This is a genomic window from Microcoleus sp. T2B6 (assembly GCF_036700475.1).
Classification (GTDB): Bacteria; Cyanobacteriota; Cyanobacteriia; order Cyanobacteriales; family Microcoleaceae; genus Microcoleus.
In genome coordinates this window covers 90,814-111,708 of record NZ_JAUBOZ010000003.1, presented here as the reverse complement: position 1 = coordinate 111,708, position 20,895 = coordinate 90,814, and the positions used below count along the sequence as shown (strand labels likewise).

At 45.6% G+C, this 20,895-nt stretch carries 11 protein-coding genes; 2 read left to right on the top strand and 9 right to left on the bottom strand.

Annotation, left to right across the window (positions count from 1 at the left end):
• The first annotated feature begins 319 nt into the window (after positions 1-319).
• Positions 320-2,065, top strand: a complete 1,746-nt coding sequence (gene hmpF, locus QUA00_RS02245) for a pilus motility taxis protein HmpF (protein WP_333408561.1) — start codon at positions 320-322, stop codon at positions 2,063-2,065.
• Here the strand turns inward: hmpF and tilS are convergent.
• The 3 genes from tilS to ccsB form a co-directional block, all read right to left on the bottom strand.
• Positions 2,062-3,207 (bottom strand): tRNA lysidine(34) synthetase TilS, encoded by a 1,146-nt coding sequence (tilS, locus tag QUA00_RS02240; RefSeq protein ID WP_333408560.1) that lies wholly within the window; start codon positions 3,205-3,207, stop codon positions 2,062-2,064. The two genes, hmpF and tilS, sit on opposite strands and share 4 nt — an antisense overlap.
• Positions 3,208-3,334: 127 nt before the next feature.
• On the bottom strand, positions 3,335-3,760 hold the full coding sequence (locus QUA00_RS02235; RefSeq protein ID WP_333288385.1) for a KGK domain-containing protein: 426 nt from the start codon (positions 3,758-3,760) through the stop codon (positions 3,335-3,337).
• 230 nt (positions 3,761-3,990) lie between these two features.
• Positions 3,991-5,061, bottom strand: a complete 1,071-nt coding sequence (ccsB, locus tag QUA00_RS02230) for a c-type cytochrome biogenesis protein CcsB (protein WP_333408559.1) — start codon at positions 5,059-5,061, stop codon at positions 3,991-3,993.
• A gap of 1,134 nt (positions 5,062-6,195) precedes the next feature.
• Between ccsB and QUA00_RS02225 the strand changes: the two genes are divergently transcribed.
• Positions 6,196-7,068 carry an Rpn family recombination-promoting nuclease/putative transposase gene (locus QUA00_RS02225; RefSeq protein ID WP_333408558.1) on the top strand — a complete coding sequence of 291 codons (873 nt, stop codon included), beginning with the start codon at positions 6,196-6,198 and terminating at the stop codon, positions 7,066-7,068.
• Positions 7,069-7,442: 374 nt separating this feature from the next.
• Here the strand turns inward: QUA00_RS02225 and QUA00_RS02220 are convergent, their stop codons facing one another.
• The 6 genes from QUA00_RS02220 to QUA00_RS02195 all read right to left on the bottom strand — a co-directional run bounded on the left by QUA00_RS02220 (position 7,443) and on the right by QUA00_RS02195 (position 20,761).
• The gene (locus tag QUA00_RS02220; RefSeq protein WP_333408557.1) at positions 7,443-9,758 is read right to left on the bottom strand and encodes a dynamin family protein; all 2,316 of its coding nucleotides are present in this window, start codon (positions 9,756-9,758) and stop codon (positions 7,443-7,445) included.
• An 11-nt stretch (positions 9,759-9,769) separates the two neighbouring features.
• Positions 9,770-10,630: a hypothetical protein gene (locus tag QUA00_RS02215; RefSeq protein WP_333273108.1), complete on the bottom strand. Its 861-nt coding sequence runs from the start codon at positions 10,628-10,630 to the stop codon at positions 9,770-9,772.
• Positions 10,631-10,690: 60 nt separating this feature from the next.
• A complete protein-coding gene (locus QUA00_RS02210; RefSeq protein WP_333408556.1) occupies positions 10,691-12,520 on the bottom strand; it encodes a GTPase in 1,830 nt (609 codons plus the stop codon).
• Positions 12,521-12,619: 99 nt separating this feature from the next.
• Positions 12,620-13,099: a dynamin family protein gene (locus QUA00_RS02205; RefSeq protein WP_333408555.1), complete on the bottom strand. Its 480-nt coding sequence runs from the start codon at positions 13,097-13,099 to the stop codon at positions 12,620-12,622.
• A gap of 352 nt (positions 13,100-13,451) precedes the next feature.
• On the bottom strand, positions 13,452-17,522 hold the full coding sequence (locus QUA00_RS02200) for a CHAT domain-containing protein (protein WP_333408554.1): 4,071 nt from the start codon (positions 17,520-17,522) through the stop codon (positions 13,452-13,454).
• Positions 17,523-19,006: 1,484 nt separating this feature from the next.
• Positions 19,007-20,761 carry a DUF3352 domain-containing protein gene (locus tag QUA00_RS02195; protein WP_333408553.1) on the bottom strand — a complete coding sequence of 585 codons (1,755 nt, stop codon included), beginning with the start codon at positions 20,759-20,761 and terminating at the stop codon, positions 19,007-19,009.
• Positions 20,762-20,895 lie beyond the last annotated feature (134 nt).

Here is a 20,895-nt window from a genome sequence, read left to right as displayed (position 1 = left end):
AGGACGTGCTATGGGTGAGTGCTGCTATAGTTAGGAAAAAATGCTATCCCCCGATTGGGCAAACGATACCAAAAAGTAAGACTTAAGTGGCAAAAAGTTATCCTTACTTGCCTATACTTTTTTACTTTAGGGAAGTTGACTAAAGATCGCACACAATGTTATCTTTAGTAAAGAACCTTTGGCTTAAGGGGGATAGCCTACTTATGTTGGGATTAGCCGTCTACCCAACAGCGTAGGAAGTAAACACCACTTATTTTTTAGGCCTTTAAGTAACTTAAAGTAAGTTGGGATAGGTTTTACGAAGCAGAGGACTATTAGTGTGCTGTATCTAGCGGAAGTACAAAAACAGAGAAGCGGCTTTGGTCTCGGTGGCGGTAAGGCTGAACTGAAGCTGCTAGCTTGTCAGCGGGGCGAACATAACTGGAGCGCCGTACCAGGCGATGACGCGATCCCAGTTGAGGAAGCTAATAAGTTTAACGACGGCACGCTGGTGCTGGTTGAGTTGAGCGCTAGCAAGCAAGTGCAGCGGATTCAGGAGGCGGCCCGCCAGTTGGTGAGCATTCTGCAAAATTTCTCGCGATTGCAGGACAAGTTTAAGGATAAGGAAGAGGAAATTGAACAGTGGAAGGCTTCTCTGACGTTTTCGAGTCAGGAACTCAATCGCCGGGAAATGGAAATGCAAGCCCGCGAAGAGCAGTTGGCTCAAATGGAAGAGGAGTTGGAGCGGCTGGAGGCTCAGCGCTCGGAAATTGAAAATACTCGAGATGAAGCTAACCGACTGCGAGAAGAAGTCGATCGCAGTCGCGTGGAAATAGAGACGGCTTGGGAACAGTTGCGGGGCGAGCAGCAACGGGTGGCCCAACAGCAGTCTGAGGTTCCCCAGGGGGCAGTAATTGATGAGCAGCAGACTCAGAGGATTCAGGAGTTGATGCAGAAGTTGGGAGGGGCAATTGCTTCGGCTCAAGGGGTGCGGGAACAACTGAATCAGTCTTTTGGTGCGGTGGGCGCTCAGCAGGCAATTCTGGATCAGCACTGGCAGCAGTTGGAGCAAAAACAGAGCATAGCTCAACAGCAACAAGAAGAGGTCGATCGACAAAATCAGAGCCTCCAAAACCGCTGGCAAGAGTGGTACCAATCTCAAGATGCTTTGGCCGGGGCTCGGGCGGAGCTTAAAGGGCAGCAAAGTACCCTCAGCGCTAAGCAGGATCAGGCTCAGTCCGTGGCTTTGCAGGTGCGGGCTGTTGAGGATCTTTACCAGCAAGTTTCCAGGCTGGCATCTGCTTCGGGTACTGCGGGTACGGAGCAGAAAGTAGATGTGTCAGCTTTGGAGAAGATGCCTGTTGATGAGTTACAGGGGCTGGTGCAACACCTGCAACAGGATTTGGAAAAGGTGTTCCGGTTTGTTAACGATCAAGAGGAGGAGTTGACTCTGCAGCGGGAGACAATCGAGGAGCTGCAAGGGAAAATTCAAGCTGCTAGCGAGTACGATCGCATGGCTTTGGAAAATGAAATGGCAGATGAACTCGAAAGTTATCAGATGTTAAACGAAACTCTGGTGGGACAGCGCCTCCGGTTGCAGGAACGGGAAGATGTTTTAAAGCAGCATCAGGCGGTGCTGTGGCGGCGGCTGGGTACTGCTAATGCTCCAAAACAAGAGCGAGGAAATATTGATTTGGGGCCGATTGTGGCACAGCTCAATACTCAGCGGCAGCAGCAAAGCCAAGAATTGCAAAGACTGCAAAACGAAATTCAGCAGGTGCGGGAAGCAATATCCCAAACTGAGGCAAATGTCAACCGCCAAAATGGGGAAAGTGAAGCGAAACGCTACGAACTCAAGCAGTTAGAGCAGAATTTGTTCAACCAGAAAGGTGCAGTGGCGCAACTCTGGGGCAGGGTGAATGTTTATCAAGAAATGTTGCAGCCGGTGCAGGACAATTTGACTGCGCTACGCCAAAAGCTCGAAGCGGCGGCGGGGGAACTCGATCGGGTGCAGGAGACTGGAGACGAGCAAGATCGGGTAGTTTCCGATTTGCGACAAGTCCTTTCGGGTTTGATAACAGGTTAAAATTTAATATCTAAAATTATCGAAGGGTGTTCGACTCGACCGATCGCTCCTCCAGGAAATGGATCGGTTTGCGATCGGTTGGGCGCTACGATTAAGCTGGTTAGTTTTTCTACGCTTTCAAAACTGGGCGCCGAGGGCAATATTTGTTGCAGTAGTTGCCGCATTGCCCGTCGCTGCAAGGCAAGGGGTGCTTCCCGCAAAATCAGGCGATTTAACTTGACGGGAAGTTGAAAATTCACCTGCGGGCTGTCTGCAATTGGAGACATTGCTCGCTGTAGCAAGTCGCTGGCTGCAAGTTCGAGATATTCTACGTCGGCGCGGAGGAGTTCGGCTGTTTGAGCTAGGGCTTGTTGCGCTTTTGGGTTGAAATGAGTTTCCAAATAAGGCAATAATTCCGATCGAATCCGGTTGCGACTATATTGCAAGTCTTGATTTGTGGAATCTTCCCAAATGGGTAGTTTTTGCTCTTGACAAAATTGACCTGTTTGCGATCGAGTTATTTCCAGCAAAGGACGAACTAAATAGATTTTAGATTTTAGATTTGGGATTTTCGATTGGGAATTTTCATCCTGATTTTCCAATCTAAAATCGGCAGATATTTGGGAGTTGGAATTTTCGCCGGAATTCCCCACTCGAAAATCGAAAATCGGCAATCGAAAATCGAGCAGGGGCCGTGTCCAGGTGAGGGCAGAAAGTCCGTCGGCGCCACTGCCGCGAATCAGGTTGTAGAGGAGTGTTTCGGCGCGATCGCTGGCTGTGTGGCCTGTAACAATGTAGGGGTAGTTGTGGGCGATCGCAATTTCGGTTAAAGCTTGATATCGCCACTGTCTGGCCGCTGCTTCAGTTTTGGGGATGTCCGAGGCTGTTTCCAAATAGTAGGATATTCCCCAGTTTTTAGCTAATTGTTCTACATGATTGGCCGAGGCTTCCGAGTCAGAACGCCAACGATGATCGCAGTGAGCAATCCCTAGATTCCACCCCCATTTGGGCTGCAAATCTAGCAGTAATTTAATTAAACACAGAGAATCTTGTCCGCCCGATACTGCTACTAGCAATCGCTGATTTGATGGCAATATTTGTCGGTACAGCAGCGTCTTGTGCAGTTGAGCGTGGAGGTGCGTCCAATTGGAAGATTCAGCCATGAGAGCAGTTTTTCATTAAGCAAAAATCAGGAAGTTAAAAAACGAGCAGTGTCCGGGATTTAACCGATGGATTTTGAGCAAAGAAGGGGAAGCATTCCCCTCTCCCAATCTCTCATTCTTTGCCTTCCTAGCTCCACATTCCTATACTTTGGGGGTCGCGGTCTGGATACCTAGAAATAGGAAAATGATTATTTATTTCTGTTGAGTCACATTGATTTAATGGCTCATCTATATCGGTTTGAGTTGAGCTAGCTACGGCGTAGTTTTGCACGGTGTCCGATCTTTCGGCAGCGGCAGGAAGGGCTTTTTGTTCTTTGATTTCAGGTTCAAGCGGAATGAACTCCAGACGCATTCTAAGTTTTCCTTTAGTCCAGTCTTTGCCAGCACTTAATAGCTCGCAATCCAGGCCGTCTGAGAATAATTTTTCGTCTACCAATTTCGCCTGCATAATGGCCATAAATTCGCTGACTTTGAATGTACATTGATACATCAAAGCGCTGGTAGGGGCAGAGACAACATCGTCTTCTTGGGGAAATATTGGGGATTCGTCCATATTAATTGTCCTTATTTTAATGAAGGAAGTTCGGCAACGGATTATGTAACGGATGTAACGGATGTAACGGATGTGAGGAAGACCGAAGTTATAAGAAGGAAGAGGGAGTTAATTATTAGAATCTCGCTGGTTGAGTAAGGTGGGAATTGCCCACCCTACAACCGGAGATGAGATTAATCCCGATTCTTTGACTTATCCTGTTCTTCTTTGGCTGATTGGTGGATTAGGAATTAGAAAAACCAACCGTAGGAATGCAAACCTTTGCCTAACAGATTAACGCCTAGATAGCAAATCCAAACTACCACAAAACCTGTGGCAGCTAAAATTGCTGGGCGTCTTCCCAGCCAGCCACGAGTAATGCGGGCGTGCAGGTAGGCAGCAAATACCAACCAAGTAATTAGCGCCCAAGTTTCTTTCGGGTCCCAACTCCAGTACGATCCCCAAGCTTCGTTAGCCCAAACCGCACCCGCAATAATGCCAACTGTCAGTAAGGGGAATCCTAAACCGATGATGCGATAGCTAATGTTATCAAGAGTTTCTGCTAGATTCAAGCGCTGGGGCGAGAGAAGTTCTGCGGTTTGAGTTGGCGCGGTTGATGCGGTTTGAACGGTGGCTAATTCGAGCACTGCGGTGGTGCCTAAACCGTTATTGTTGGAGTTGAAAGAGGGTTCGCTGAAAACTAAGGCGCTGTCGCCACTGGTTTCTGCAATTTGAGGTTCGGGGTTTTGAGGGCGTTGGAGGCGGTAGTTGCCGTTGCGGTTGCTGTTGGTGCCGAAGGAACTACCGGTGAGTTCGATTTTTTGGCCGCGGGTGACGATTAAAAAGGCGATCGCCAGCAGGGCTCCTACCATTAAAGTTGAGTAACTGAGCATCATGACACTAACGTGCATCATCAGCCAGTTTGATTTGAGGGCGGGTACTAGGGGCTCTGCAGATTGCATGGTTGCGGGCAGAGTCAGGGCTGCAAAGGCAGATATTGCCATTGCTACGGGGGATGTGGCTACTCCTACTAAGCGGGAACGGCTCATGTTTTCCGCGACTAGGTGGATGGCGGTGATTCCCCAAACTAGGAAAAATAGGGATTCGTAGAGATTGCTTAAGGGGAAGTAGCCGGCTTCTATCCATCGAGAACCGAGTAAAGCGGCGATGGATAGGTTGGCGACGCCCATTCCTGCGGTTCCTAGGGCCCCCAGGTAGGGAATGCCGGGGAATGCTGCGCCAACCCAGTAAATGAGCATTGTGGAGAACAAAACGGCAAAGGAGATGTTGTCCAGCCAGTTCTGGAGTACGACCAGATCCATAAAAATTACTCCGCTAGTGTTTTTACTTATTTTTGCTAACTAGATCGATCGTACTGGGGTTGGGCAGTTTTGGGTTTGAGATTTTGAATTTTTGTGGCAATTATGAGTGATTGGCGGTTGTTGATGTGCGAGTGGGCGATCGCGCGGACGCCTCAAACAAGCTACTATTGACCCACCAGACGAGTGTCACCCCGTCAAGTCACACTTGTTGATTCTGGCTGAGGGCTTGTGGTTGGACGAGTTCCAAGGAAGGAAACACGGAATGCTGATGGGCGAAATTCGATCGCCGATTAACAAAATTAGGACTTACGCACGGGGGGCCAGAAACCGGGTTTTAGGAAAATCCTTCGTTTTTACCCAGAGATTAAGTAAAAAACCCCGTTTCTTTGTCGGGAGTGCGTCTAGGACTGAAAATATAGGATGTTTTTTGATCTGGGGCTATCTGGAATCCTTTAGAATTGATTGAGCTGATTACCCATTTGCTGTTTTTGCAACCAGCAAAAAACGGAAGCCCCCGACAATCGTTGTGGATACTCCCCAAATTTTAGACTAAAGCTCAACCTCCCAGATTTATCAAGGCGAGTCAAATCTAAAATCTAAAATCTAAAATCGACTGAGGGTTCGAGCAGTTGCATAGGTTAGAGGAGATGTTGGGTTAATGCGTAGAGATTCAATATTTTACAAGTTATCAGAAAATAGGGTTTAAAACCCCGTCCTTCTAGGACGGCTTTAATTTCTTAAATCCATTCCTAAAAATCCGGAAATTTCTTGTATTTGTGCTAGACTAGAACAGTCAAGGTTAAACTCCTTTGCCCGAAGTGAAACGGAGACACACTTTTAGGCATAAATTGTTGGACCGAGAGCAGCGAAAACTCTTAAAACAGCTAGAGGATCGACGCATTCTCTTTACCAGAAAACAAATAATTTAGTTCATTTGTTAAGTAGGGTAGGGCATACCCGAACTCTAGGTTCGTATCCTAGTAAGCTTTTGGAGATAGACCCTCTGGGGTTGCTGTGAATTAGGCTCGTCAATTGGTGTAATTGCACGGTTGAAAAGTTTAAAGATTGCCGAAAGGACATAGCGCTTAAAGGTCAGTCGATGAATTAAGAATCCCTACGCCTTTAGGCTAGGGAGTGTCAATTCAAGAAGCTCCGACGCTGCTGTTTGAGCTATTGGAAGAGTCACCATCGAATGCGGAACAGTATCGATTTGACTCCGTGGCGGTGAAGGAACCGAAGTTTGAAATTGATGGGGTGTTTTTGCCACCGGATGCTGAGCCTGGAGTTGTATATTTCTGTGAGGTGCAGTTTCAGCGGGATGAATTGCTTTATGAGCGATTGTTTGGTGAGTCGTTTTTGTATTTTTATCGCAACCGTCAGCGATTTACAGATTGGGAAGCGGTGGTAATTTATCCTACTCGATCGACTGAACAATCAGAAACGCATCCGTATAGATCGCTCTTGAACTGCAATCAGGTGCATCGCGTATATTTGGATGAGTTGGGGGATATTGAACAGTTGCCGCTGGGGGTGGCGCTGATGGCTTTGACAACGATCGACGAAGCGAGTACGCCGGAAGTGGCGCGATTGTTGCTGGCGCGATCGCAGCGGGAGGAATCTGAAGCAGCGAGTCGCGCCATAATAGAGATGCTGACGACAATACTGGTTTACAAGTTTACAAGTTTGAACCGAAGGGAGGCAGAGGCGATGTTAGGGATTACGCTTGAGGAAACTCGGTTTTATCGGGAAGCGAAGGAAGAAGGCCTTGAGCAAGGCATTGTGCAAGGCATTGTGCAAGGCCGCGAACAAGAAGGAAGATCCTTGATTTTACGTCTGTTAAATCGCCGTCTGTTAAATCGGCGAGTTGGAACATTACCGGAATCTATCACGACTAGAATTGCTGATTTGTCGATCGAGCAAATTGAAACTCTAGCAGAGGAATTGTTAGATTTTCAGTCGATAGAGGATTTAGAGGTTTGGCTGGAGAATTTGCCGCAGGGAGATTGATACGAGGTTAGGGATTGCACTTGAGGGGGCGATCGCGCCATTTACGCGCACCAACACATCAAACGTACTCCCCCTCTACTTCCTGGGTTTTGGGGTTCTTTTGGTGCATCCGCCGTTGCTGAGAGGATGTTAAGCGTGCGATCGGGGATGATTCCGGGGGATTAGAAGCGGATTGATGATGGTGGAAGATGTTTTGGGCGATCGAACCTGCAGACTTATGTTAAATTAGACCTCTTGCAAAAAATAGCTAAGACGGGCTCTCCGCCCCATTCCACAAGAAAAGATAATTTTTGTGGGATGGGCCGGAGATCCCGTCCTTTAATTTCATTAAAAGGACTTTTGCAAAAGGTCTATTTTCCTGTAGTTTCAGTCCCTCACAGTACCTCCGGCGAACGACTTCTTTTTAAAGCAATAGATAATTGCCTCAATCGTTCGCTAACTTCTAAATTCGATTCTTGTGACTTCAAGTTATCAGGTATTTCAGCAAACAGAAGTGGATTTCCCTGCAACCACTCATTGAGAGCAACGCCAGTCCAAGTACCTTCTTTGTCTCGGAAACTATCAACTAAACCCTTCAGTTCTTGGATACAGTATGACTCAAAACCAGCCGCACTGAAAATTGCATAAATTAAGTATTCTTCAAACGCACTAATATCATTTCCTACCTCAAAAACTACAGATTCTTCTTGTGGCGATTTTATGTCATTAGAAAAATCTCCCACTATTTGCGCTGCTACCCCAGCAATTTGTGTTGCTATTCCTGTAACTCCTAATACTTGTTGCCGAATCTCCGAATTAAATAGTAAATCTGAACCATATTTTACATATTTTTTGAGAACCCTAAATGCAGCTTCTTCCCCACTATAGTAGTTATCAATAATTTCAATATCTACCCCTAAACTTTTGATTATTTTATTTCGAGTATCACTATTAACTGGGCCGCGAATCAGCGCTTCAGCCACTGGACGTGCAAAGCGTAAAAATAATACGCTTAAGCTATTCTCTAGTTTTGCTAAAAAATATTCCTCTGAATTTTCAATTAGCCTGGGTTTTACTTGATTACTTTCCCATAATAAACTTGTCATATATTCAACTAATTTTAATGCTTCATCCTTAAGTTCTAAAGCAAGTTGATGAGCAATTGCAGAAAGAAGCTTACTAATATCACCGTACAAACTATCACGCCAAGCAAAATTGGCTTTCATGCGGTCAAACTCTGGATTGGAGTTAGCAAGAAAGATAGTATCTTTCTTTTTAAATGTTTCCTCCCTAAGTTTCTGCATTTCATTGTCAACGATTTGTAAATATCGTTCTCTAAATTTTTCTATTTGAGTGAATGACTTAGCATTAGAACTATCTAAGGATTTGTTTATAACAGAATATTCATAGTATTTTTGTAAATCAGCTTTGATTGTTTCCCATTTTTGATTCCACCATTCGGTAAAGAAAACCCGCCGATTATTTTCTTCAAATAGCTTGGCTTCTTCAGGATTTTCGGGATACTTTTTGCTGACTGTAATATAAATCTGTTCAGAATTGCTGAAAATCTTATTGATAGACGCTTCGCATCTTTTCTTTAAAATCGAGACACGCTCAGTGTTGATATAGTTAAATATTTTTTCCTTAATTTCTGGAATTCCAGTACCATTTTTAGTCAGAGTTTCTTCATCGGTAATTCCAGTCAGTCTCTTCAACTGAGCTTCGATATTACTTGCATCCCCAATCTCTAACTTAGTCTGTTCTCCTGCTAAACCATTCAAAATTAGATAGGCTCCGGCTGAACCATATACAATGCGTTCAGGTGGAAGCTTTGCACGCTTTAACCAGTCTTGAGATGCTTCTTCAATATGTGTTTTAAGCGCCTCTGCACTACCTAATGAATCAATCCGACTTAAAAATACAAAAAGCTTATCAGCAACGGTGACGTTTTTATCGCCAAGTTCGGTAAACTTGATTATTTCTAGTTCCTTTTCTCGGAGGCTAGTAAACCGCTGTACCAATATCACCGCATCACAGTCAGAAAGCATTGCTTGTGCTTCATCAACGTGCTTTGCTAAACCTGAATCTAAACCGGGAACATCATAAAAAACAATCCCTTCAGCCTGAGCAAGTTTGTTAGTATAAAGTCTCGCCTCTAAAACAGCGTGAGCATACTTTTCATCTGCTACATACTTCTTGAGTGGTTCTCTAATATCTTCGAGTCTAGTAAAGGGAAAAGTCAGATTACCTTCTCTTCTTACCTGTTGTAAGGTTATTTCGTTTGTTCGTATAGTATTTAGGTCTTCTTTCGCCCCAACTTTCTCCAGTTCCTTGAGTAAGTTTATAAACTCTTCTTCAGTTCTCGCTTGTACTTCCAGCCTTTGTTCAGACTCGTTTTCAACTGAATAAATTTGTGTTGTGGTAAATGTGCATCTTCCTCCCTTTGCTGGAAGTAAATCACATTGCAACCAAGCATTAATAAAGGTGCTTTTTCCTGCTTTTTCTAACCCGACAACTGCAATGCGAAACTCGCGCTTTTTGAGTCTTTCAAGTTGGCGACGAGTTGGTTCTGCTTCTTGTAAAAGTACCTCTTTTAATCGAGCCGGAACTTCAGCTTGGGGCAACATAGCCAAGTTAAGCGCGTGTCGCTGCACGTTGAGAGCGTCGCTAAGACGAGCCTCATAGTAAGAAGATGCTGTTTTCCAATCCATTTTGCGGTTCCTTAAATCCGGTTAAAGTTTTCTAAACCAGATACAGATAGATATTTTAGACAATCTAATTGTGTAACCCTACCTTCTCCATTAGAAGGGAGATTTCTTTTTAAAATATATGGGACTTTCTTCCCTATCATCTCTTCTCCATCAGTAATGTTAATCCTGACATAAATTTCTCTCTGTTCACTAACAGTTGTAATATTTTCGCCTGTTAATTCTAGACGTGGCTGGATAGTATCTGCATCTTCAGGACTTGTACATAGAAAATATAAGGAATTATCTATGAGTTTTTCTATGTCAGACACATTAATTGGGCTATTGTTTGTTAAATTTCCTACCACTGATGCTGGTACAACAAGACACAAATCTACAGGTTTTGGGATTTTTGATCGTAGTGGAAGGCTATCTGATAGCTGAATTTCGCGACTATCTTCTAATTCTCGTCCTTTATTTTTTATACAAACAACTGTTCCTACCATTAGACATCCTATTAAAAAAATTTGCCATAATTCCATATCATTACCTTCCAAATTATTCCTAACCTTACGTAGATTTTTTAAAACAATTTTCTCAGCCCGCTTAATTATATTATCATCATTTATCGCTGTTGTGTTATTAGGATTCCTTATGAAAAGCTCAATAATCTCGTCGAATTTAGATAAATCATCTTCTATTGATGCGTATGCTTTAACTTGAAAACGCTGACAAACTTCTTGAGCTTGTGAGTTGTCTCCTCCAACTATTATATATATTATTGTGGACAGAACTCCCTTCTTGTGATTTTTAATTTTAGGATAAATCTCTTTCCAAATCGGTTGATACAATTTTTCTATGTTTTGAGCTACTGGATTGTTGGTTTGCGAAGTCATGCCATTATATTTTTTGGATTGAGCAATAATTTTAAATTAACAAAGCTAATTATCAATTCTTCACTTAACTTTCCAAACTTGTTCTAAGCTAGAAAACTCTTCGGCTAGGTTTTGAGCTTTTTGTTGCATAGGTTGCCAGACGTTTCTTTGTTTTTCATAATCTAGAGTAATCTCTTGGTGTGCCTTATCAAGCCTTTCTTGATAACGGTCAAGAATATCACTCTGAACTTTATCTACATTTTTTTTTAGACAATCAATTTGTTCTAGAAACCAGCTTGCAACTTGATTTACTCTTTCTGAGTCTTCCCCTTTTGCCTGCATTACCCACCCTTCAAGTAAATTGTCTACGCTTGGTAGATCAGCATTATCGCTAGAACGAGTTCGATATTCGGTTTCATAAATGGTTTTCTTCCCTATCCACAATGTATACCAAGTTCTTTTTTGTCTTGGAACCTGTACTGCTTCCTCCCAATTCCCTTTTGTAATAGGAAATCCTGCTTTAAACCTAAAGTTAAATGTGAAATCAGTTTCGACTTTAATCAGTTCTGATTCAGGAAATTTAATTGCTATGTTAGGTGCAATATCATTTGCTTCATTTTCAAAATAAGACAAATGGCAGCGAAACAATTCGGACACAGCCTCATGAATTCTATTTGATTCTTGAGTAGAAATCTGTTTTAATACATCCTGTATAACAATGTTAAGATGGATAGCTAGTTCATTGAGTTCCTCATTAAGTTGTTTGAGTTTATTTTTCTCAGCCTCCGTTCTTGCTTCCATTGTTTTTCCTTCTTTAGCAACGGAAGCCTTGTAGCCTAAGCCAACTAAACGGTTCAAGTTTCTTGCTAGTAAATTGACATTTAAAACATTTGCTCTTTTTAAATTCGGACTGTCTAAGTCTACCCTTCCAGTTTCTAAAGACTTTGCCACTGCTTCTAATACTTGGTTAATTCCTTTTTGAAATTCATTTTCCCATGAATAAAGTGGGAATAATTTTTCTCGTAATTCATCGTATGGTTCGACCTGCTGGAGTTCCGAAATTATGGTTCTTATATACTTCACAACATCATCTTCTGACTGTTTTCCAAGAACCTGTTTAACTTTTGTATCTAGTTTTTCAAAAGGCTGTTTTAAGTTTGCATCGCTAGTTTCTAAGAACTGTTTAAGTGATGACCTAATGTCTGATATTTTTTTACATTCCTGTTGATAAAGTGCTTCTGAACTATTCAGAATGGCTGTTGTTGTTTGTGTTGCCCATTCCGTTACTGCATTTCCAGCAGCCCGATTAAAACGTTCTATAATTTGTGGAATTACTAGCTGTGGGAAATGTTGAGTAATATGTTCCCTTAAGTTCTGTTGAAATTCCTCTGCATAAGATTTTTTCCATAATGCTTCAGCAACTCGGTTTCGATCGTGTCTAGACCATTTTTGTACGTTACGTGGCAGGACTTCTAATATATTTTCATCAATTAATCCATTAAAATTGTTGTCTGCCTTTTTACAGGCTTCAGCACTATAGATATCATCATTATTTTGGATCTGAAGAGCTAGTAGAGCCGGCCATGTACTAAGTTTGACAACTTGTAACTTCTCAATATCTTCTGTATATTCTTGTAATTGTTCAGTCAATTCGTTTTTTATATCACGTCTAGCTTTTTCAACAAAGCGATTTTCTGTTTCAGGCCAATTTTTGTCGGCTCGAAAAACGTCAATCCGATTCAGAGTAAAGAGCATACGTGCAGGAGAACCACCCAAATCTTTTACCTGCTGTACAACTTCTTGCAGTAAACTTTTTACTTTATGTGCATCGGTTTCTGCACTATTGTATGTGACTATGCACAATGCCTCTCGGCACTGTTTAATAACATCTGCGTTACCTTGGTCGCCCACATACGCCAAACCAGGTAAATCAAGAATTTTTACCCTTGTTCCTTGTGGTAGTTCCAGTTTAGACTCTTTGACAAGCCGGAAAGGGTAAAAAATTGTAGATTATGGGCAAGCTAAATTCGGTTGTTTTTCTCGGTTTTCGATATAACTTATCATTACTTGGTATAAGCGCTGATAAATTTTTTCCTCTCTGATACCTCTCCATTCTCCACATTCCCACAATGCTCCTGGTGTTTCATGGATTATTAGAGACTTTTCCTTGCTATATTCGATAGTGACTGCCCCGGCGCTCATTTCACTTACGGCTACAGGAACAATTTCGGCTCCACACAACAAATTTACCAAAGTGCTTTTCCCGCTACTGGTGGTTCCTGTAGTCGCCAGAGTCAGAGTCGGATTACGAAGTTGATCAACCAGATTGCTTAAAGCCTCGTCTAACTTTATAGACAGTTCTTGCATTTCAGGCTGATATGTATCTGGTAAATGCTCGGAAATTTCTGTATAAAAATTATTCCAGTATTTAGCAAGCAGTTGAGCTTTGAATTCTACTTCGTCAAAAACTTTGTATAATTGTTTACTCATGTGTTCAATACCGGTGTTTATAGTGAATATGTATTCTAGGTAACATATTTGAGTCGCCACTCATAGAGGGCTGACAGCAGCACTGTTTAATTATGACTCTAGGTATAATACTATAACCTGTCAAGAGGCGATCGCACTTTCTTTATTTAAATAAAGTTACAAACAGACTATTCAGATTTTTGCAGGTCTTCAATTAGATTATCAGCGGGCGTTGCTGAATCCAGGTCTGAAACGATCGCACACACGCCGAAGGAGCACTCTAAATTGCGATCGATTATACCCATATTCCCCAACCCCGCTGATCGAAATCTCGCACAATTAGCCAACAATCGATCGACTAAAACAAACCTTATTACCAAGGATTGCCAATCATTCTAAAAGCAGACCAATAATAAGGATGAGAGAAATTCTGACTCGTCGTGTTTGCCAATTCCGGGGGTAGCGGCAGATTGCCAACAGAAGTGTGCAGCATCCCCCCTTCAATTCGCACTTCTCCCCGCAACATCGCTAATTGGGCTTGCCGCAGTGCTTCTGTTTTAATCGGAGCAGTTTTTAACTGCCCGTAAAACTCCGTCATCAACCCCAAACTACCCTCGTCGCTGACATACCAGAGAGTCGCCATAGCCGATTTAACCCCCGCTTGCACGGCTAACCCGCCAAAGCCCAACTCGGCCTCTCGATCGCCCACAGCAGTCTTGCAAGCACTCAAAACTAACATTTCAACTTGCGGGCTGTGCCATCCCATTTGCCGCAACTGATCCAAACGCAATTTAGTATCCCACAACTGAATAAAGGATTGGCTGGGCTCTCCAGCTCGAAATTCGGCGTGGGTAGCCAAGTGAATCATCCCAAAAGGATACTGCTGGCGCTGCGATTTTAAATTGGCCAGGGTGAAAGCTTCGTTCAAGAAAGACTTGCCCGGCCACTGCTGCGGCGTGATTGTCGATACTTCTATTTCCACCGCAGGCAAAGGACTCATCTCTGGAAATTGCGACGCCCCCATTGCCAGAACTTGGGTATTTTTAAAATTGGTGGCGCTGGTATCCGTCAAACTCAGACTCGGCATCGATCCAACACTGTAACGCTCAACCAGAAAGCCTTTGCCGTCGTGCAGGGCGCTCATCGGTATCGATCGCAACCCCATATCTGAGATAAAAGATAAATTCTCAATGCCTTTGGCTTGCAACTCTGCTTCGAGCGGCGCTACTATCCACTTGTAGAGCTGCTGAGCCAAGGGCAAATAACTTTTAGTATTGCGCTTTACCGGATTAGTCAGTTCAGCCCGAAATCTCTCCATAGCTTCCATTACCTGGGCGCGAGAGGTTCCAGAGATGCGCTGGCGAACGGGCACGCCTTCCGGGGCGATCACCATCATTTCCAGTTCGTCAGAGGCTTGAATTTGCTGTTCTACGCGCAAGATGGGGGAACTGCTGTAAGGCCGATCGACTGTAGAACCCCTGGGTACAAAGCTGATATAAATGAGAGCTGGTTTGATGCCTGTGGCTTGTTGGACACTGCGAAGGGTAATTTGGGCATCTTCTAGGGTGGCGAGCGCAGTTGTTGATGGCAAATTTAGGTAATCGACAAACTCGCTGGTAAATCTCTCCTCCACGGGAAAAATAACAGCGCCGAGGTTAGGTGGCAACTTGGAAGCGTCAAGATTCGCAGACGCGGGAGGTGAATTGCGCTGTTGCAAGGAATTAGATATCTGGTTTTGCTCTTGCAAGCTGGGCGAAAATAAACGATTTGTGCTCGGCGGCTGGTTGGCTGCGAGCTCCGGTGTCGGTATCGGTGCGAGATTTATCGGCGCAGCAGCAGGCGCAACCACTGGATTGGGAGTAATTGTGGGTGCGATCGGCAAAACATTGGATACCGGCGCTGGATTGGGAGTAATTGTGGGTGCGATCGGCAAAACATTGGGTACCGGCGCTGGATTGGGAGTAATTGTGGGTGCGATCGGCAAAACATTGGGTACCGGCGCTGGTGCGGGCGCTGGTGCTGGTGCGGGCGCTGGTGCTGGTGCGGGCGCTGGTGCTGGTGCTGGTGCTGGTGCTGGTGCTGGTGCTGGTGCTGGTGCTGGTGCTGGTGCTGGTGCTGGTGCTGGCGCTGGTGCGGGCGCTGGTGCTGGTGCTGGTGCTGGTGCTGGTGCGGGCGCTGGTGCGGGCGCTGGCGCTGGCGCTGGTGCTGGTGCTGGTGCTGGTGCCGGGGCTGGTGCCGGTGCTGGTGCTGGTGCTGGTGCCGGGGCTGGTGCCGGGGCTGGTGCGGGTGCGGGTGCTGGCGCTGGTGCGGGTGCTGGTGCTGGTGCTGGTGTTGGTGCTGGTGCTGGTGCTGGTGCCGGTGCCGGGGCGGGTGCAGGCGTTAGTGTTTGTAAAGGTGCGGGTGCAGGTGCTGGTGCAGGTGCTGGTGCTGGTGCTGGTGTTGGTGCTGGTGTCGGTGCGGGTGTTGGTGCTGGTGTTGGTGCTGGTGTTGGTGCTGGTGTCGGTGCGGGTGTCGGTGCGGGTGTCGGCGCTGGGGTCGGCGCTGGGGTCGGTGCTGGTGTCGGCGCTGGTGTCGGTGCTGGTGTCGGTGCTGGTGTCGGCGCTGGTGTCGGTGCTGGTGTCGGCGCTGGTGTTGGTGTCGCTGCAGGTGCTGGGGTTGGTGTCGCTGCAGGTGCGGGTGTTGGTGTCGCTGCAGGTGCTGGTGTTGGTGTCGCTGCAGGTTCTGGTGTCGGTGTCGCTGCAGGTGCTGGTGTCGGTGCTGGCGATACTGAAGAAGCCGTAATGTTAATTTGGGTCGGCTGTACTATCTGAGGGGTGGGGCTGAAATAACTTCCCTGTGTAATAACATTTTCCTTCTTTGGACCCCCAGTGGCAATGCTGCCAGCAGTACCGTTGAGTTTGTTATAGTCGGGCCCGACGCTGAAAGGAGTGTTCGAGGCTTCGCCACCACCGTAGCCAATGGTGATATTTCCACCATTAGCGCTACCAGTAGTGGATGCGGAAATGCTGCAAGGTTGCGACAAGCAGTTGTTATCGTTGGTGAAAGTGCCTGTAGCTCGGAAATTACCGCCGGCTTTAATGCCAATATCTCCTCCGCCTGTTCGGCCTTCGGTGTTGATATGGGTTACTTGTATGTCGTTGCGGGCGTTGAGGGTGACTGCGCCACCTTGTTTTTCTTCGGAGTTGGCGTCTATGAACCCTGTTTGAATGCTGCTTGAGGGTGCTGCAATACTAACGTTTCCGGCGTTACGGTTTTTGTCGATCGACCCTGCGTTGATATTGCCTGTTTCTACTTTTCCTGTACGGCTGGTGACGGTGATGTTGCCGCCTGCGGTGGTGTCGGAGTCGGAGTTGATATCGACAGTGCTAATGTCGCCACTAGCTTCTAGGGCGATTGGGCCGCCTTGGGAACTTGTCAGGTTTCCGCTGACTGTAATGCTGTTGGCTGCTTGAATTTCGATCGCCCCAGCGTTTGCATCTTTTACTGCAACGTCCCCCGCAGCTACTGCTCGGTTAGACGCCGTGAGTACCACTTCACCGCTGGCATTGACGCTGAGGCCTGTAGCGTTTGTTTCACCGATGCCTGTGAGCAGTTCGGGCAAGGTTGCGATCGAGAATGTCGAAGCTGTGCTGGATCTTTCAGTGCTGCTAGTCGCTGAGGGCGGCTCGATTTCCAAACTCAGTAAATTGCCTCGCTGGCGGATCTGCACTAAATTTGTCCCGGAGACTGATGCTACGGTAAGTTGACCGTCTGGGGCCGAAACGCTGCCTGTGCTAACAACGGTGCCGCCGAGCAAGGTTAAGTTCTGCCCTGACTTGACTGCTAAGTCTGCCGTGCTGATAATTGCCCCTGCTCGATCGGCCCCAAAAGCAAAGGAATTGGGCGCGCCTGTCAGAGATGTGTAGGTGCTACTACCGACAGCGTTAAACGAGTTTGAACCAAATCCAATAGCGGTGGCGGTGGTTGCTGTGAAAGAAGCCGGCACGTTTAAGCTGGCACTGTTGCCAAATATGATGCCGGATGGATTCATCAGAAACAAGTTAGAATTGCCGCCGGTTACTTGAATTAAGCCGTTAATAATCGACGGGTTGCCGCCGCCTATGCCCGCTAAAATGTTGCGAATGTTGGGGTTTGATATAAAGTTGGCAATCTGATTTTCCGACAAGCCGAATTCTTTAAAGCTGTGGAAAAGATTTTGTCGATCGCTCGATAATTGTCCGCCTTGAATATCGAAGCGAGTTGGCTGCCCAGGAGTTCCGTTTTGGGCTGCGGGAGTGACGGTAGTGCCTGTTGCGTTCGCCGCTGGAACAATTGTTTGACCTTCTGCTTTGGCTTGCACAAAGTAAAGATTTATTAAGACTATTTGCAGAGCAAGTGTCAGTTTGCTTATTCTTGGTTTTGAGAGGAATTTAGACGTTTTTTGAATATTTTTGACGGTTTTCATAGGTTTTTAATGGGTAAAATATATAAATCACAGAAATTAGGTAAAGAAACCAACTTTGTAGAAAAAACTTGGTTGACGGCTGTGTCACTAAATATTTGCACCTCTGTGCTGTGTCTGGTCAAGGTGCGTAGAAGATTGGAAATTTCCCCCTCATTTTCAGAGGTGGTATTTGTGAGCTATTCAGTCAGTCTTATTGCTAAGTAAGGTTTACCTGGTAAATGTTCAGGTTCCCTGGTTAGGAAAGCGATACGCTTGTCTATAAACCTGTTCACTCGTTCCTTAATCGCCTTCGACAGTGCATAATGCTGGCGTTTACATCACGGTGTTATGACCAGATGAACGTAGTCAGTTAAGACGCTTGACTGCACGTTCCGATGTTGTACAGGTGCTGACTAGGAAGGCCAATATCTGCATAGGTTTTTCGGAACGGTTGAAGACGCTATATTTATGAAGCAACCGGGTTTCTGACTGCAAGTGCATTCAGGAGTCAATGGGTAGAATTTGCCTTTGCCTTGGCAATTTTATCAGCGTATCTTTTCCACGATCTAAATATAACTCGAAATGCCTCGGATCTGTATCTTCCCCATGACATATTAAAAAAAAACAAAAACGGTTTTTCTAGAGGCCCTCCCACCCCTAGAAACCGGGTTGTTTAACTATTATTGAGAGTATGAAGGAAGGATCGGGGTTCAAAAACTAGGTTTCTGCGTCCAAGACTGACCCGGAAACATCCCAAAATATTTTCCTACCAATAAGAAATAGTATACACTTGCCGAAAACTAAAATTAAGAAAAGCAGAAATGAGAAGGAGTCAAGCGATTTTAGATTTTAGATTTTAGATTTAAGCATTGACCCCACGGATAAATTCGGGGGGTAAGTTTCATCGGATACAGGTTTTTTATTTCTGGACGAATGAATCACGTGGCGGGTATCGTGGATGCTTGATTGTCAGAAGACAGAATTCTGAATTCCCAATACCCCATGCCTGAAGTGAGGGTTAACGGTCACGGAAAGAATTTTTTGTGATCCACGATTAAAATCGGGGGCTTTAAACCTCGATTCTCCATCCTGTCGCACAGAATCCCTTCTGGATTCTGGCTGTTTAATTCTGAATTATTCTTCAGTAATATCATGTCCGATCGATCGCCCATAATACAATTGCCGGGGCGGGTTTGTGAGATTGTCCCTTTTTGGCAAATATTATTGGTGAACCCGCCCCTACAGGAATCAGGGTAATCGACCGGACATGATATAAGTCAAATTGTTAGGGTGTTCAAAAACCCGGTTTATTTAAATAAAAAACCGGGTTTTTTGGTTTTTTTGTGTGAGGTTTTGTGAAGGAAAACTACTTAAATCCGGCTCAATTTCCCTCTTATAATCAACTCCACTATTGCCGATTGCGATCGCCTGCTTTTGGGTTTTAATCGATCGCCCTGTGGGTGTTTAAGGGGGTGTGCAGGCGGATTTGTGGAAGGATTTAAGAGTTAATTGGGTGAAGTTTGGACAGTGGGCGAGGGACTGGGTGAAGCAGGGCGCGGTGAAGCAGGGCGCGGTGAAGGCTTTGCAGAAGGAGTGGATTGGGTGGATTTTTTGAGACCGACAAAAGCGTCATAACGGGTGGTACGATCGCCAATGACGGCAGCTGTAACGCCGATCGACCGCGTGGCGTCAATCCACATTTTTTGGCTGGGAGGAAACTCCGGCAAAGCTAGGTTTTTCGGGTTAAACGCACTCTCGGTGTCAATGAAGAAATTGCCGTTGTGGGGTTTAAGTTCCGATCGGACTGTTTTCTGGAACAGTTCGCTGCTTAAAAGCGGACTTTTCGGTTCCGGCACGATCGCATCAACCACTGGAGCTCCTACTGTCATAAACGCTACATCGTTCATCCAGCCGCGAGTTACCGTAATCCCTCCAAACGGCGATGTCCATTTAATCGCCGATTTGCCGCCGACTTGAATTTCCTCCACTCTAAACCCTTTAGTTTTCATCGTTTCATCAAGCTGTTTCAGAGATTTGTTGGCAGCGCCCTGGTTGTTTGTTTCCACCATAAATACAAATCCGGCAGCAAATTTGTCTCTGGGATTCTGGGCGGGGGCTGGTATTAATGATAGAGAAAATTCTCCCGCCATCCAGTTCATCAAGTCTTTATCTAAATCCAGGCCGGTAGTGGATTTTAAACCTGTGCGTAAAACTTGGGGATTAATCGGGGAAATCGGGTTGGCATCGGCTCCTAATACGTAGTCTTGCCACAAACGCTGCAAGTTGCCACCGGATACCATCATTATTGTATTGCTGGGCAGGCGGTTAACCATTTTTAGAGCATTGTTTTCTACTGCTATCCTCCTGGTAGAATCGGGTTTTAGCCAAGAGACTGATTTGAAGGCAATTCCTTCTACATCCAGCGTCGCTGTGGTGGCAAATCCCTGATTTTGTTGCAGTTTTTCGAGGCTTTCTGGCGAAATTTCGCGGGCTGAGTTGGCGGCGGCATAGGCGGCGGCAACGGGCATATTGACGTAGATTTGACCGAAGGCACCCGGACTTTTTATTTTGTCTATGGCGTCTGCATAGCCAGGGGTTTTGGCTAGGGAAGGTTCGCCTTTGTAGGTGTCGATTATTCTGTCTGTAGCGCTAGGATCTGTGGTGACTGCTAGATAGTTTGTGCCGAGTACCGCAACTGAGAAATTGCGATCGGGTACGCCTTGAGTTTCTGTGACTTGCACGCCTTTATAATTACGCTCAACTATTTTTCCTTGGCTCAGAGGCCTGGGTTTTGCTAATAATTCTTTGGCTTTGACCGGGTTGGCAATTGGCAGGATAATTGCCACTGACTGTTGAATTGGCGGAGATGGGGGCGTGTTGGGTGCCGGCGAGGGGGCTGGTATAGCTATTTTGTTGCGGAGAAAGGCTACCATTGCTGTGTTACCCACCCAGGGTTGAATGTCTTGCTGGTAGGCGTAGCCGTTGCTTGTGAGGAGGCGATCGCGCATTTCCGTTAAAAACCTCTCAAACGAAGCTTTTGACTCCGGCGTGCCAAACTCTCGCAGTCTATTCCACTGCGATTCATCGGTGGTGATGGATAGGGCCATCATCGTATCTTGGGGGACAACCGTTGCCCCCGGCGGCAAATCTTTGGCGGGCCCACGGGAAATGACGAGGTAGTAGGTGACAAAGCCTAAACCGATCAGAAGTGTGGCGGCTCCGATCGTAAACAGCAGGGAAGATTTATCTTTCTTAAACATTATTCGTAAGGTTCGGGTGCTCGCAACATCATAAATTATATTGGGGATGCGGCATGGGGGATGAGGCATGGGGGATGGGGCATGGGCCAAACAGGGCATTGGTAATTTGTTGTTTTTTATTTGTTATTAGAAAA